Origin of the sequence: Alkalispirillum mobile (assembly GCF_003664325.1) — a bacterium.
Taxonomy (GTDB): Bacteria; Pseudomonadota; Gammaproteobacteria; order Nitrococcales; family Halorhodospiraceae; genus Alkalilimnicola; species Alkalilimnicola mobilis.
The window spans coordinates 106,546-119,360 of record NZ_RCDA01000003.1; the positions used below are offsets into that span (position 1 = coordinate 106,546).

Sequence of the window (12,815 nt, forward strand, 5' to 3'; positions counted from 1 at the left end):
CTGCTGGCCGGGCCGGTGACCCCGGCCCGGCCAGCGGTATATACTCCCTTCCCGAACCCACCCAGATACGGGCCTGTAGCTCAGTTGGTTAGAGCAGTCGACTCATAATCGATAGGTCGCAGGTTCAAGTCCTGCCGGGCCCACCAGCACCGCTCGTCAAGCCCGCCCCGCGCGGGCTTTTTTGCGTCTGCGGCATTGTTGTGCCGCGCGGAAAGCTGTGTTCGTGGCCCAGGCCTTCCTCTTCCCACAGCCCTGCGTAAGCTGTCCGGATAGACCGTTCAACCGGGAGCGACCATGCGACTGCTGGGTATCCACCACCTGACTGCTATCACCGCCGATGCGCCGGGCAACCTGGCCTTCTACACCGGCACACTGGGCATGCGGCTGGTCAAGAAGACGGTCAACCAGGACCAGACCGAGGCCTATCACCTGTATTACGCCGATGCCGTGGGTTCGCCGGGTACCGACATTACCTTCTTCGATTTCCCCGCGCCCCCGGAACGGCGGGGAAGCCAGAGCATCTGCCGTACCGCGCTGCGGGTGGCCGGCGAGGAGGCCCTGGCGTGGTGGCAGGCCCGCTTGGAGGCCGCCGGCGTCCCCTGCGGCGGGATCACGACCCGGGATGGCCGTCGGGTTATCGACTTCGAGGATCCGGAGGGGCAGCGCCTGAGCCTGGTGGACGACGGTGGTGAGGGCGAGCCCGCCCGGCCCTGGTCCGGCAGCCCGGTACCGGCGGCCCTCCAGGTTCGGGGCCTGGGGCCGATCACCCTCAGCGTACGCGAGCCCGAGGCGCTGGATAACCTGCTGACCGCTGCCCTGGGGATGCGGGAGGTGCGCCGCTACCGCGATGATGGGGTGGCGGTGCGGGTGTACGCCATGGGCCCTGGGGGCGCTGGAGCGGAATTGCACGTAGCCGAGGAACCGGACCGGGCCCCCGCCCGCCCGGGAGCCGGCGGGGTGCACCACGTGGCGTTTCGGGTCGCGGACGATGAGTACGAGGCCTGGGCCCGCCACCTGGCCGACATCCGCCTGCCCAACAGCGGTCCGGTGGATCGCTTCTATTTCCGCAGCCTGTATTTCCGGGAGCCCAACGGGATCCTCATGGAGCTGGCCAGCGACGGACCCGGGTTCGCGACGGATGAGCCCCTGGAGCACCTGGGCGAATCCCTGACGCTGCCGCCCTTCCTGGAGTCTCGGCGGGAGGCGATCGAACGCCGGCTTAAGCCCCTGTAAGCGACCGGCCCGATGCGGCAAGCCACCGGGCCGGCGACGTCGGCCTTAGCCCGGCCGGTGCATGCGGAAACGCTGGGCGGGGCCCACCGTAAAGTAGTCGGCTGGGCCACCGCCACGGAGAATGGGCTCCGCGGCGGTGGTGTCGTAGACACCGTCCTGCAGCAGGGCCGGGTCGATGTGCACGCCCACCACTTCGCCGAAGACCATCCACGTGTCCACCGGCTGCTGGTCGGCCCCCTGCAGTTGCAGCAGTTGGCTCAGCCGGCACTCGAAGGCCACCGGCGATTCGGCGACCCGGGGCACGTCCACCAGCCGGCAGGGGGCCGGGGTAAGGCCGGCCAGTTCAAACTCGCTGACCTCCGCCGGTACGCTGGAGCTGGTCAGGTTCATCGCCTCCGCCAGGGGAAGGGTGGCCAGGTTCCAGACAAAGCAGCCGGTGTCGGCGATGTTCCGCACCGAATCCTTATAGCCGATGCTGGAGAAGCCGATGATCGGCGGCCGGTAGTTGAAGGCATTGAAGAAGCTGTAGGGTGCCAGATTGATCTGCCCCCGGTGGTCGCTGGAGGCCACCCAGCCGATGGGTCGGGGTGCGACGATGGCGTTGAAGGGGTCATGGGCCAGACCATGCCCCTTGCCCGGTTCGTAAAAGTAGTATTGCGTGGTCATGCCCTCACCTTGGCCGGAGCGCCCCGGGGCGCGTCAATAGCGAGCATACACGGTACGCTGAAAACAACGCACGGTTGGATGGATCGACATGAGTGAACCCTTGCCACCACCCGCCCCAATGCGCCGATGGTGCCTCCGCCTGCCCGCGGCCTGCGCCCTGGTCGCCCTGCTGATGGCGCCTCTTGCCAGCGGCGACACCCCGCCCTGGGTGGCGGAGGAAAAACGCACCGCCCAGGGCGAGGGGGCCATGGCGGTGACCGCCAACCCCCACGCTACCCGGGCGGCCCATGAGATGCTGGCTGCCGGGGGCAGTGCCGTGGATGCGGCCATCGCCGCGCAGCTGGTGCTCACCCTGGTGGAGCCCCAGTCCAGCGGCATCGGCGGCGGCGCCTTTCTGCTGCACCACGACGCCGAGACCGGTGAAACGCTGGCCTACGACGGCCGGGAGACCGCGCCGGCGGCGGCGGACGCCGAACTCTTCCTGCAGGAGGGCGAGCCCATGGACTTCCGCGAGGCGGTCAGCGGCGGCCTCGCCGTGGGTGTCCCCGGCGTGGTGCGGCTGTTAGAGCGCGCCCATGACCACCACGGTGTCCTGCCGTGGGCGGAGCTGTTCCAACCGGCCATCGAGCTGGCGCGGGAGGGCTTCGAGGTCAGTCCTCGCCTGAACGACATCCTCCAGAGCGACTGGGCCATCGTCGACCACGAGGCCGCCCGGGCCTATTTCCACACCGACGAGGGTGAGCCCCTGCCGGTGGGCCAGCGCCTGCGCAACCCGGCGCTGGCCGATACCCTGCACCGGATCGCCGAGGAGGGGGCGGAGGCCTTTTACGCGGGCCCCATCGCCGAGGATATCGTCGACGCCGTGCAGGGGGCGGCGCACAACCCGGGCCGGCTGACCCTGGAGGACATGGCCGGTTACCGGGCGGAATTGCGGGCGCCGGTCTGTGCGCCCTACGCCGGGCACCGGGTCTGCAGCGCACCGCCCCCGGCCGGCGGGTTCGTCGTGCTGCAGATCCTGGGGCTACTGGAGCGGGCGGAGGGCGCCCACCCCCCGGAGGATGAGGTCGACCGCGCCCACCTGCTGGCGGAGGCCTCGCGCCTGGCCTACGCGGACCGCGCCCGCTTCGCCGCCGATCCGGACCACGAACCGGTGCCGGTGGCTGAGCTGCTGGACCCCGATTACTTGGACGAACGCGCCGCCCTGGTCGACCCGACCCAGAGCCTGGGCGAGGCGGAAGCCGGGCTGGTAATGGAGCCGGAGCAGGCCGCCATGCCCCGGGGGCCGGCGCGGCCCTCCACCTCCCACCTCTCCATCGTGGATGCCCAGGGCAATGCCGTGTCCATGACCTCGTCGGTGGAGATGCCCTTCGGCTCCGGGCTGTTCGTGCGCGGCTTCATCCTGAACAACCAGCTGACCGACTTCGCCTTTGAGCCGGAGGACCGCGAGGGCAATCCGGTGGCCAACCGGGTGGCACCGGGCAAGCGCCCCATGAGCGCCATGTCGCCCACCCTCGCCTTCGAGGACGACGCCCTGCGCCTGGCCGTGGGCTCGCCGGGCGGCCCCTGGATCATCGGTTACACCGCCCGCCGCCTGGCGCTGGTGTTGGGGGAGGGGGCGCCGCTGGCCGAGGCGGTGGCCGCACCCAACTGGAACAACCGCAACGGCCCCACCAAGCTGGAAGAGATGGAGGGCAGCGAGGCGCTGGCCGAGGCCCTGCGCGAGCGTGGCCACGAGGTGTCGGTGCGGGGGATGACCAGCGGGGTGCACGCCATCTGGGTGGACGGTGACGGGGTGCGCCACGGGGCCGCTGACCCGAGGCGGGAGGGCACGGTGCTGCACGTGGAGCCGTAATGCGGCGCGGTTGCGGGTTGGCCGCGCCTCAGTGGATTTACATCGGCAGTGCCCCACCGCCACCACCACCCGGCAGGTTGTTGGCCAGGTAGTCACCGGTCTGGTTCATCTCGGCGACCATCTGATCCATGGCCGAGAACTCCCGGATCAGGCTCTCCTCTCGCCGCTCCATGCGGTTGTCCAACCGCTCCTGCTGCGGCTCCAGTGCCCCCATGCGGTCCTGCAGGGAGTCGGTGCGGTTGCCAATGACGCTGTCCGCGCCGGTGAACTCGTCCACGGCATCCTCCAGCCGGCGGGTCATGCCGTCCTCCTCGTCGGTGAACAGCCGCACCACATCCAGACGGTTTTCGTTCAGGGCCTGGCTCAGCTGCTGGTCATCCACCGACAGGGTGCCGTCGCGCTGGGTGGTCATGCCCAGGTCGGCCAGGGTCTGCACCGGACCTTCGGCGTTGGGGATGGGCTCGTTGATCAACTGGCGCATCCGCGACTGCACCGAGCGCAGGGTGGCATCGCCGTTGAGGGGACCGGCCTCGTCCTCTTCCGGGTCGTAGGCGTTCAACTCGGTCAGGGTGCCCTGCAGCGTGTTGTAGGCCTCGACGAACTCGCGCACCGCGCCCTCGGCGGCACCCTGCTCCTCGCTGACGTTCACCTGCGCCGTCTCGTCCTCCTCGTTGACGGTGAGGGAGACGCCGTCGATGGCGTCGTTGATCTCGTTGGTGGGGCGTTCGATCTCCAGGCCGTCCACCAGGACGCGGGCGTTCTGCGCCTCGGTCAGCTCGTCGGCAGCGCCTTGCCCGTCTTCGTCCAGATCCTCGCGGGAGAACGCCAGGTTGTTCAGCAGAGCCTCGTCGCCATCCTCCGCGTCCACCTCCAGGGCGGTCACCGAGTTCTCTTCCCCGGTCTCCCGACTGGTCAGCACCAGCCGCGGCCCCTCGCCATCATCCACCACGGAGGCGCGCACGTTCTGGCTCTCCTGATTGATGATCGCGCGCACGTCCTGCAGGGTGTCGGCCCCTTCCTCCAGCTCGAAGGTCTCGGTACTGCCGTCCTCGAAGGCGAGGGCGAAGCTGCCGGCACCCAGCGAGGTGCTGCCGGCGGAGAAGTCATCCACCCCGGCAAACGCATCCTCGGTGGTGGCCACGCGTTGGGCCTGGGCGATCTGTTCCACTTCCACGTTGTAGCTGCCGGGCGGCGCGTCGTCGTCCGCCGAGACGCTGACTGCCTGCTCGTTGTTGCTGGACGCCTCCACGCTGCGGAAATCCCCCTCGCTGGAGACGCTGCCCAGTGCCCCGCCGAACTCGGACACCGCCTGCTGCAGCTTACCCAGCCCGGAGATCTCCGATTCCAGCCGCTGCTCCTGGCGGTCGATGCGTTGCTGCGCGGGCTGGCGCTCCGCCTCGACCAATTGCGTAACCATGTCCTGGATATCCATTCCGGAACCGACGCCCAGGGAACTGATGCTAGCCATAATGACCATCCACTGCGTTGTGACCCTCTCCCCGACCGCGGGCTGGCGGGCGGGGGCCGCATGGTCCCATACAAGAATTGAACCACGCCAGGGTGTTGAGGAGTTGCCGACCTGCTATCCCGCCCTATCGGCGAAGTGCCCGTGACCTTTAACAATTTTTGGCCCCGGATACGCATCCGGTCGGTGGTCAACCCGTGCCGGCGCCGGGCAGTCCGCTACCGTCAGGGTCGGCAAGGGCTTGCCTGCTGCCCCAATCTGCCTAGCGTGCAGGGTAGGGCAAATCGGGTGCAGGTTCCGGCCCCCGATCCGGTACTATGCTAAAAACCATCACTATTAGACGGAGAGGGCCATGCAGGGCGTACTGGACGAGCGGCTGTTGATGGCGGCATTGGAGCAGTCGTACAACGCGGTGGTGGTGACCGAACCGCAGCTGGACGGGCCCGGGCCGAGAATCCGTTACGTCAACGCGGCGTTTGAGCAGATGACCGGCTACCGGCGCGAGGAGCTCATTGGCCAGACGCCCGCCATGCTCCAGGGCCCGGCCACCGACCCGGAGGAACTGCAGCGCCTGCGCCGGCAACTGGAGCAGGGCGAGTTCTTCGAGGGCAGCGCGGTCAACTACCGCAAGGATGGGCGGCCCTATCACGTGCAGTGGTCCATATCGCCGGTCCTGGACGACGACGGCGTCGTCACCGCCTGGTTGTCGATTCAGCGGGATGTGACCCGGGAGCGTCAGCTCGAGCAGGAGGCCCGCCTGCTCTCCACCGCGGTGGAGGCCTCCGCGGCCAGTATCCTGATCACCGACCCGGAAGGCAGGATCGTCTACGTCAACCGCGGCTTCGAGCAGATCACCGGCTATCGCCGTGATGAGGTCATCGGTCAGAGCCCCAGGCTGTTGAGCTTTGGCGAGCAGTCGCGCCGTTTCTACTCGGACCTGTGGTCCACCCTGGAGCGCGGCGAGACCTTCCGCGGTACCTTCGTTAACCGCGATCGGCACGGGCGGCGCTTTTACCTGCAGCAAAGCATCACCCCGGTGCTGGGCGATCACGGCGAGGTGATCCGATACGTGGGGACCGGGAAGGACATCACCGAGCGGGTGCGCATCGAGGACGAGCTCAAGCGCGCGGCGACCACCGATGCCCTGACCGGTCTGGCCAACCGGTTGAGCTTCGAGCAGTTGCTGGAGCGCGAGTACGAACGTGCCCGCCGCTACGATTGTCCGCTGTCGCTGGTGATGTTCGACCTCGACCTTTTCAAGGACATCAATGACCAGCACGGGCACGAGGCCGGGGATGCCGTGTTGCGCGCCCTGGCCGGACTGGTGCTGGCCAACGTGCGCACGGCCGATACGGTGGCCCGCTGGGGCGGCGAGGAGTTCATGATCCTGTTGCCGGAGACCGGCCTGCGATCGGCGGAGATCCTCGCCGAGAAGTTGCGCGAGCGGGTGGCCGCGCACCGGTTTGCCCACGGCGACCCGGTGACCGCCAGCTTCGGCGTCTCGGCATTGCGCGAGGATGATACCCGCAAGGACTTGTTGCGCCGGGTGGACGAGGCGCTCTACCGGGCCAAGCACCTGGGCCGCGACCGCGTGGCATGCCTGAACAGCTGACGCTGGCACCACCGCGGTTCGAGCCCCCTTTCTGGTTGGCCAGCGGCCATGCCCAGACCCTCTGGCCAGCGCTGGTCCGGCGACCGCCCGCCGTGGCCCGTCAGTGCGAACGGCTCGCGCTGCCCGATGGCGATGAGCTCAACCTGGTCTGGGGCCCGGGGCCGCGAACCGGCCCCTTGGTGCTGATCCTGCACGGGCTGGCGGGCAGTGCCACGGCCTCTTACGTGCAGGGGCTGATGGCAGCACTGGCGCAGGCGGCGATGGGATCGGTGGTGATGGAGTTTCGAGGCGCCGGGGTGCGCCCCAACCGCTTGCCCCGCTTCTTCCATGCCGGCGAGACCGAGGACGTCCAGTGCGCGGTCCAGCATGTACGCGCGCGCCACCCCGACCGGCCACTGGCCCTGGTGGGCTTCTCCATGGGCGGCATCGTGGGACTGAACTGGCTGGGCAGGCTGGGTGTCCGGGCGGCGGTTGAGCAGGCGGTCATCGTCTCGGCGCCGTTGCAGCTGGCGGAGTGCTCCCGCCGGCTGGACCGCGGGTTCTCGCGCCTCTACCAGTGGGCCATGGTGCGCGATCTCAAGGCCATGTTGGCGCGCAAGCGCGAGGCCGGCTGCCCACCGCCCCAGGCCGAGGCCGCCTTCCGCGCCCGCAGCCTGTGGGAGTTCGACGACCGGCTGACCGCGCCGCTGCACGGTTTTGACGGCGCTGCCGATTACTATCAGCGGTGCGCCCCGGAGCAGCGCCTGGGGTGCATCCGCGTGCCCACCCTGATGATCAACGCTGCCGACGACCCCTTCTGCCCGGCCGATACCCTGCCCCCGCCCGGTGCGTTGACCCCCTGGGTGCAGCTGGCCATGAGCCCCGGCGGCGGCCACCTGGGTTTCGTGGCGGGCTGGCCCTGGCGACCCCGCTACTGGCTGGAGCCCACCCTGGTGGCATGGCTGGCAGCCCGCCTCAACCGTCCTCGCGCAGCGGCAGGTTGATCAGCAGGTTCTGCGGTTTCATCCGCAGGAAGCCCTGGCGATCCATGGCCAGTCCAAGGTGGACCGGGTAGCCCTCTGCGTCGGGACGCAGCCGTTGCTCACCGGTCAGCTCCAGGGTAAAGAGTGCCAGGATCTGGCGTTGTTCGTCACGCTTCAGCTCCGCCCCCTGGTACAGCCGGTTCAGCAGGTCGGTGCTGTTGACGTCCAGGCCGATGTGCCAGCGCCAGCGCTCGTCCTCGATGGCTTTCACCGGCGCCAGTCGGCCGGTCAGTCCGGTGAAGTGGTGCAGCCAGTCCTGCAGCAGCCCGGCCAGGGCGATCAGCCCGGGGCTGTCGAAGCTGATGTCCAGCGCCAGATCATGGGCCTCGCTGGCAGTGAGATAGCGTGGCGCGGTCTCCGAGTTGAGCACGTCCAGGGTGGGGCGGCCGTCGGAGGCCAGGCCCTGGGCCTCCCGCAATAGCGACTGGATGATGTCGGTGCCCCCCGGGGTGCCGCGCCGGCCCTCCAGGTATTCGTGGTCGGCCAGCACCACCCCGCCCTCCAGGGCCACCTTTTGCTCCCGGAAGAAGAGCTCCGCGGCGCGGGCGCGGAAAGCGTCCGGGTTCGGGCCCAGCAGCCCGCGGAGGATGAGTTGGGTGAGCCAATCCATCAGCACCGGCGGGACCGGCCCGCCGCTCTGGCCGCGGGCAATGCGCAGGTAGGCCTGCTCCAGGGTTTCGGCCTGTTCCAGCAGGTCGCGGAACCGGCGGTAGACCTGGTAGTTGGTCTCCGCCTCGGGATCGCCCAGGGTCTTCAGGACCTCGTCGTTCAGCGGCAGCAGTGGGTCGTCCAGCAGTCGGCGGTACAGTCGCCGTTCCGCCTCCCCGGCCTCCTCGGGGGGGCGGAGTTCGGGCCGTTGCAGCAGGTGGCGGTAAAGGTCGGCGGTGGGTTGCAGGCCCGCCGGGGTCGCGGTCAGCGTCCGGTAACCGCAGCTGGGCCAGAGGTCTTGCGGCGCAGTGGTCATGGCAGCCCTTGTCTGGTTGCGGGGCCGGTTCAGCCGGCGCCCATGGAGAAGAAGGGGCGGATCGAGAAGTACAGGATGATCGCCACGAGCGCGACGTAGGCGGTGACCTTGAGCGGATTGCGCAGGAACAGGCTGGTCACCGTCTCGGCGGTGCCGTCGCGTTTCTGCTGCTCGTAGGCCTCGCGCACCCGGCGCTGGCGTTCGCGCTGGTAGTCGTCCAGCAGCCGGCGGGCCGCGGGGTGCTGGCCCTCGTCACGCAGCCATATGCCACCGGCACTCAACCCCCAGCGGTTCGGGGGTGTCTCGTAGTAGTCAATGCCCTCGCGGGTCAGCAGTTCGCGCACCTCGTCGGCCTCGTCGGCGGGGACGTTGCGCAGGTTCATCAGTCGTTTGGCCATGGGGCCATTCTAAACCAAGCGGTGGCGGTGGTGCTGTTCAGCCTGCGTTCAGCCGGCGTGCGGCATGCTCTCCCCTGTCTGGTCCAACAAGAACAGCAGAGGTCTGCCATGAACAAGCCGATTCTCACCGCACTGGCAACCGCCGGCCTGCTGGCCGCCGGCCTGGCGCAGGCCGCGGGCAGCCAGTATGCCTACGGCGAGGTGCTCAGTGTTACGCCGCAGTACCGCACCGTGGAGGTGTCCAATCCGCGCCAGGAGTGCTGGGATCAGCCGGTGCAGCGTACCACCCAGGGGCAGCGCAACACCGCGGCGGTGATCGCCGGTGGCGTGGCCGGCGGAGTGGTGGGCAGCCGGTTCGGCGGGGGCCGCGGGCGGGATGCCGCCATCGCTGCCGGTACCCTGGCCGGGGCCGGTATCGCCGACGGGCTGAGCGGCACCGAATCCCGGACCTACACCGTAAACGAGCGCCAGTGCCGTACTGTCCACGATACCCGGACGGAGGAGCGCCGCGACGGCTACCGGGTGCGCTACCTCTACGATGGGCAGGAATACTCCACGCGGACCAACTCCCACCCGGGGGATCGCATCCGGCTGCGGGTTTCGGTGACCCCGGACCACTATTGATCCGGTCACCGGTGTGGGGCGCGATGGCCGCGCTGGTGTAAATTAGCGGGATGAACCGCCGAAACTGTATCCGGCTGCTCTGCGCCGCCCCGCTGGTGCTCATCGCGCCCCCGGCCCTCGCGGAACTGAGCGAACGCGAGGCCGTGGCCCGCGTGCGTGAACACACCGATGGCCGCGTCCTGGGCGTGGAACGTCGCGGCAGCCACTACCGGGTCAGGGTGCTGGTCGCGCCCGGCCAGGTGCGGGTCTACCGGGTGGATGCCCGCTCCGGGGAGGTGCGCTGATGCGCCTGCTGGTGGTGGAGGACGAGGCCGCCCTGCGCGACCAGCTCCAGACCGCCCTGGGCGGTGTCGGTTACGTGGTGGATGTGGCCGCGGACGGCCCCGAAGGGCTGCACATGGCCCGTGACTACCCGCTCGACCTGGCCATCGTGGACCTCGGGCTGCCCGGGCTCTCCGGGCTGGAGCTGATCCGCGCCCTGCGTGACGAGGGCAGCAACCTCCCGGTGCTGGTTCTCACCGCCCGTGGCCATTGGCAGGACCGGGTCACCGGGCTGGAGGCCGGTGCCGATGATTACCTGGTCAAGCCCTTCGAAATGCCGGAACTCCTGGCCCGGGTGCAGGCGCTGCTGCGGCGCGCCGGCGGCTGGGCCGCCCCGGTGTTGCGCTGTCCGCCGCTGGCGGTGGACAGCCGCAGCCAGACCGCCTGGCGGGGCGATGACCGGGTGGAGCTGACCGGAAGCGAGTTCCGGCTCCTGCACTACATGATGCTGCACCAGGGCGAGGTCTTGTCCAAGGCGGTGCTGGAGGACCACCTCTACCCGGACGCCGCGGAGCACGACAGCAACGTCATGGAGGTCTTCATCCGCCGTCTGCGCCGTAAGCTCGACCCGGACGGTCGGCTCCAACCCATCGAGACCCTGCGCGGTCGCGGCTACCGCTTCCGCCTGCCCCGGGGCGGCTGATGACCGTCCAGCGCCTCTCCCTGCTGCACCGGGTGCTCTGGGTGGCGGGGCTCTCCCTGTTGCTGTTGCTCGGCACTACCGGCCTGGTGGTGGACCACGCCTACCGTGAGGGCGCGGAGCAGGCCCGCAGCGAGCGTCTGCAGGGGCAGGTGTTCGGTCTGCTCGCCGCTGCGGAACTGCGCGACCAGGCCCTGACCCTGCCCGGCGACCTGCCCGATGCCCGCCTGCGCAGTGCCGGTTCCGGGCTCTACGCCCAGGCGGTGGACGAGCAGGGTGAGGTGCGCTGGCGTTCTCCTTCGCTGCTGGACAGCGCCTTGCCGACCCCGCCGCTGCTGGCGCCGGGGGAGACCCGGGAGAGCACGGTGCCGGGGCCCGACGGCACGCCCCTGCACGGCTACGCCTACGGCATCGCCTGGGAGGAGGCGGACGGCGAGTCCGGCCGTTTTACCCTGCAGGTGCTGGAGGCGCAGACCGTGCTCGGCGACGAACTGAGCCGCTTCCGCCAAGCCCTCTGGGGCTGGCTGGCGCTGGCGGCGGTCGGCGTGCTGCTGACCCAGTTGCTGCTGCTCCGCTGGACGCTGCAACCGCTGCGCCGGATGACCCGGGAGTTGCAGGCGGTGGAGGCCGGCGAGGCCCGCCGTCTGGGCGAGGCGCACCCGCCGGAGCTGGCGGCGTTGACCGGCCGGCTGAATCAACTGCTGGCGGCCCAGCAGCGCCGTATCGACCAGCACCAGACCGTGCTGGCCGACTTGGCCCACAGCCTCAAGACCCCGCTGGCGGTGCTGCGCAGCCAGCTGCCGGGCGCCGGTGATGACACCGCCGCCGAGCAGCTTCGGCGCATGGACCAGGCCATCGACTACCACCTGCGCCGGGCCGGACACGGGCCGGCGCCCCTGGGTGCGCGAGTAGCGGTGCGGCCGGTGCTGCAGCGGTTGGTGGCCGCGCTGGCCCGGCTCAATGACCGGGTGGGCGTCGATCTGGACTGTCCCGGTTCACTGCACTTCCCCGGGGGCGAGGCGGAGCTGATGGAACTGGCCGGCAACCTGCTGGACAACGCCCTGCGACACGCCCGCAGCCAGGTCCGGGTGAGTGCCGGGGGCCGGGACGGCGGGGGGCTGTGGCTGGAGGTGGAGGATGACGGGCCCGGCGTCCCGGAGCGGGCGGTAGCGCACGTCCTGGCGCGCGGCGGTCGGGCCGATGAGCGGCACCCGGGGCAGGGCATTGGCCTGGCGGTGGTGCGGGAACTGGCCCTGGCCCGGGGAGGCGACGTGGCGGTACAGGCGTCCGACCGCCTGGGCGGGGCCCGCTTCCGTGTCACCCTGAGGTACTGAGCGGGACGGGCTAGCCGCCCCGGGCCAGGCCCAGCTGCTCCATGGCCTTCACCACCTGCTGCATCCGCGCCTTGTCACCGCCCCGGTCCGGGTGGTGGCGCATCACCAGGCGCCGGTACTGCAAGCGGATCTCCTCGTCGGTCACCGGCTCGCTCAGCTCCAACTCGGCCAGGGCGGCGTCCCGCTGGTCCACGCGAGTCACCCGCCGCCAGCCGTCGGCCAGCATGGCCTCCACGCTGGCCAGGTCCGCCTCCGCCAGGTGGTCCAGGTCCAGGTAGTAGGCCGCCAACGGGTCCGGCGCGCTCAGGCTCTGGCGCCGATCCGGGTTGCCGCCGCCGGGTGCCGGGCCGCAGGTCAGCCCGATGCGGGTGCAGTGGATCTGCAGGTCCTCGCCCTGGCGCCGCAGTCGCTGGCGCAGCCGGTAGAGGCAGTGGAAGAGCAGGAAGTGGGTGCGGAACAGGCTGCCGGTCTCGCGCAGGCCCTCGCGGCTGAACGGGCCCACCGCCGCCTCGTCCAGGGCGCGGACCAGCTCGAACTCGCCGAGCCCCTGCGGGTGCGCCCGCAGCACGGCGAGAATCTGCGGCAGCAGGGCTTCCAGTTCCTGTTCCGGCGGCACGTGCATGGCCGGCAGTATACGATAGGGGGCGCCCGGGGCCTAAGCGGCCCGGCGCCGGCTGCACTCAC

At 70.0% G+C, this 12,815-nt stretch carries 13 protein-coding genes and 1 tRNA gene; 9 read left to right on the forward strand and 5 right to left on the reverse strand.

What is annotated here, in order from left to right:
- The first annotated feature begins 69 nt into the window (after nucleotides 1–69).
- Together DFR31_RS10450 and DFR31_RS10455 are read left to right on the forward strand one after the other, a co-directional pair.
- Nucleotides 70–146: transfer RNA gene (locus DFR31_RS10450), tRNA-Ile, on the forward strand.
- A 148-nt stretch (nucleotides 147–294) separates the two neighbouring features.
- Complete coding sequence (locus DFR31_RS10455; RefSeq protein ID WP_121442632.1) at nucleotides 295–1,233, forward strand: ring-cleaving dioxygenase; 939 nt, start codon at nucleotides 295–297, stop codon at nucleotides 1,231–1,233.
- 45 nt (nucleotides 1,234–1,278) lie between these two features.
- On the opposite strand, the gene DFR31_RS10460 is transcribed toward DFR31_RS10455, so the two are convergent.
- Complete coding sequence (locus DFR31_RS10460; RefSeq protein WP_121442633.1) at nucleotides 1,279–1,899, reverse strand: flavin reductase family protein; 621 nt, start codon at nucleotides 1,897–1,899, stop codon at nucleotides 1,279–1,281.
- An 88-nt stretch (nucleotides 1,900–1,987) separates the two neighbouring features.
- Between DFR31_RS10460 and ggt the strand changes: the two genes are divergently transcribed.
- Nucleotides 1,988–3,751: a gamma-glutamyltransferase gene (ggt, locus tag DFR31_RS10465; protein WP_121442634.1), complete on the forward strand. Its 1,764-nt coding sequence runs from the start codon at nucleotides 1,988–1,990 to the stop codon at nucleotides 3,749–3,751.
- A gap of 37 nt (nucleotides 3,752–3,788) precedes the next feature.
- Here ggt and fliD read toward each other — a convergent pair whose 3' ends face one another.
- Complete coding sequence (gene fliD / locus DFR31_RS10470) at nucleotides 3,789–5,219, reverse strand: flagellar filament capping protein FliD (protein ID WP_121442784.1); 1,431 nt, start codon at nucleotides 5,217–5,219, stop codon at nucleotides 3,789–3,791.
- A 349-nt stretch (nucleotides 5,220–5,568) separates the two neighbouring features.
- Here fliD and DFR31_RS10475 point away from each other — a divergent pair, with 349 nt between their 5' ends.
- Together DFR31_RS10475 and DFR31_RS10480 are read left to right on the forward strand one after the other, a co-directional pair.
- Complete coding sequence (locus tag DFR31_RS10475; RefSeq protein ID WP_121442635.1) at nucleotides 5,569–6,828, forward strand: sensor domain-containing diguanylate cyclase; 1,260 nt, start codon at nucleotides 5,569–5,571, stop codon at nucleotides 6,826–6,828.
- A complete protein-coding gene (locus DFR31_RS10480) occupies nucleotides 6,813–7,811 on the forward strand; it encodes a hydrolase (RefSeq protein ID WP_121442785.1) in 999 nt (332 codons plus the stop codon). Before DFR31_RS10475 ends, DFR31_RS10480 begins: the two co-directional genes overlap by 16 nt.
- Here DFR31_RS10480 and DFR31_RS10485 read toward each other — a convergent pair.
- Both DFR31_RS10485 and DFR31_RS10490 read right to left on the reverse strand, forming a co-directional pair.
- A complete protein-coding gene (locus DFR31_RS10485) occupies nucleotides 7,783–8,814 on the reverse strand; it encodes a DUF6352 family protein (protein ID WP_121442636.1) in 1,032 nt (343 codons plus the stop codon). The genes DFR31_RS10480 and DFR31_RS10485 overlap by 29 nt on opposite strands.
- Before the next feature lie 29 nt (nucleotides 8,815–8,843).
- The gene (locus DFR31_RS10490) at nucleotides 8,844–9,212 is read right to left on the reverse strand and encodes a DUF6164 family protein (RefSeq protein ID WP_121442637.1); all 369 of its coding nucleotides are present in this window, start codon (nucleotides 9,210–9,212) and stop codon (nucleotides 8,844–8,846) included.
- Nucleotides 9,213–9,320: 108 nt separating this feature from the next.
- Here DFR31_RS10490 and DFR31_RS10495 point away from each other — a divergent pair, with 108 nt between their 5' ends.
- The 4 genes from DFR31_RS10495 to DFR31_RS10510 are packed head-to-tail and all read left to right on the forward strand — an operon-like array spanning nucleotide 9,321 to nucleotide 12,131.
- Nucleotides 9,321–9,836 carry a glycine zipper 2TM domain-containing protein gene (locus tag DFR31_RS10495; RefSeq protein ID WP_121442638.1) on the forward strand — a complete coding sequence of 172 codons (516 nt, stop codon included), beginning with the start codon at nucleotides 9,321–9,323 and terminating at the stop codon, nucleotides 9,834–9,836.
- Between the two features lie 50 nt (nucleotides 9,837–9,886).
- Nucleotides 9,887–10,120, forward strand: a complete 234-nt coding sequence (locus tag DFR31_RS10500) for a PepSY domain-containing protein (RefSeq protein WP_121442639.1) — start codon at nucleotides 9,887–9,889, stop codon at nucleotides 10,118–10,120.
- Nucleotides 10,120–10,800, forward strand: coding sequence for a response regulator transcription factor (locus DFR31_RS10505; RefSeq protein WP_121442640.1), 681 nt, complete (start codon nucleotides 10,120–10,122; stop codon nucleotides 10,798–10,800). The genes DFR31_RS10500 and DFR31_RS10505 overlap by 1 nt, the downstream gene beginning before the upstream one ends.
- The gene (locus DFR31_RS10510) at nucleotides 10,800–12,131 is read left to right on the forward strand and encodes an ATP-binding protein (RefSeq protein WP_121442641.1); all 1,332 of its coding nucleotides are present in this window, start codon (nucleotides 10,800–10,802) and stop codon (nucleotides 12,129–12,131) included. Before DFR31_RS10505 ends, DFR31_RS10510 begins: the two co-directional genes overlap by 1 nt.
- 10 nt (nucleotides 12,132–12,141) lie before the next feature.
- Here DFR31_RS10510 and DFR31_RS10515 read toward each other — a convergent pair whose 3' ends face one another.
- Complete coding sequence (locus DFR31_RS10515) at nucleotides 12,142–12,753, reverse strand: DNA-J related domain-containing protein (protein ID WP_121442642.1); 612 nt, start codon at nucleotides 12,751–12,753, stop codon at nucleotides 12,142–12,144.
- Between the last annotated feature and the right edge of the window lie 62 nt (nucleotides 12,754–12,815).

Excerpts from the sequence above, each read along its gene's own strand:
- DFR31_RS10490 (WP_121442637.1), bottom strand. The coding sequence starts at position 9,212 with ATGGCCAAACGACTGATGAACCTGCGCAACGTCCCCGCCGACGAGGCC.
- DFR31_RS10500 (WP_121442639.1), top strand. The coding sequence starts at position 9,887 with ATGAACCGCCGAAACTGTATCCGGCTGCTCTGCGCCGCCCCGCTGGTG.
- ggt (WP_121442634.1), top strand. The coding sequence starts at position 1,988 with ATGAGTGAACCCTTGCCACCACCCGCCCCAATGCGCCGATGGTGCCTC.
- DFR31_RS10495 (WP_121442638.1), top strand. The coding sequence starts at position 9,321 with ATGAACAAGCCGATTCTCACCGCACTGGCAACCGCCGGCCTGCTGGCC.
- DFR31_RS10460 (WP_121442633.1), bottom strand. The coding sequence starts at position 1,899 with ATGACCACGCAATACTACTTTTACGAACCGGGCAAGGGGCATGGTCTG.
- DFR31_RS10455 (WP_121442632.1), top strand. The coding sequence starts at position 295 with ATGCGACTGCTGGGTATCCACCACCTGACTGCTATCACCGCCGATGCG.
- fliD (WP_121442784.1), bottom strand. The coding sequence starts at position 5,219 with ATGGCTAGCATCAGTTCCCTGGGCGTCGGTTCCGGAATGGATATCCAG.
- DFR31_RS10475 (WP_121442635.1), top strand. The coding sequence starts at position 5,569 with ATGCAGGGCGTACTGGACGAGCGGCTGTTGATGGCGGCATTGGAGCAG.
- DFR31_RS10485 (WP_121442636.1), bottom strand. The coding sequence starts at position 8,814 with ATGACCACTGCGCCGCAAGACCTCTGGCCCAGCTGCGGTTACCGGACG.
- DFR31_RS10505 (WP_121442640.1), top strand. The coding sequence starts at position 10,120 with ATGCGCCTGCTGGTGGTGGAGGACGAGGCCGCCCTGCGCGACCAGCTC.
- DFR31_RS10510 (WP_121442641.1), top strand. The coding sequence starts at position 10,800 with ATGACCGTCCAGCGCCTCTCCCTGCTGCACCGGGTGCTCTGGGTGGCG.
- DFR31_RS10515 (WP_121442642.1), bottom strand. The coding sequence starts at position 12,753 with ATGCACGTGCCGCCGGAACAGGAACTGGAAGCCCTGCTGCCGCAGATT.
- DFR31_RS10480 (WP_121442785.1), top strand. The coding sequence starts at position 6,813 with ATGCCTGAACAGCTGACGCTGGCACCACCGCGGTTCGAGCCCCCTTTC.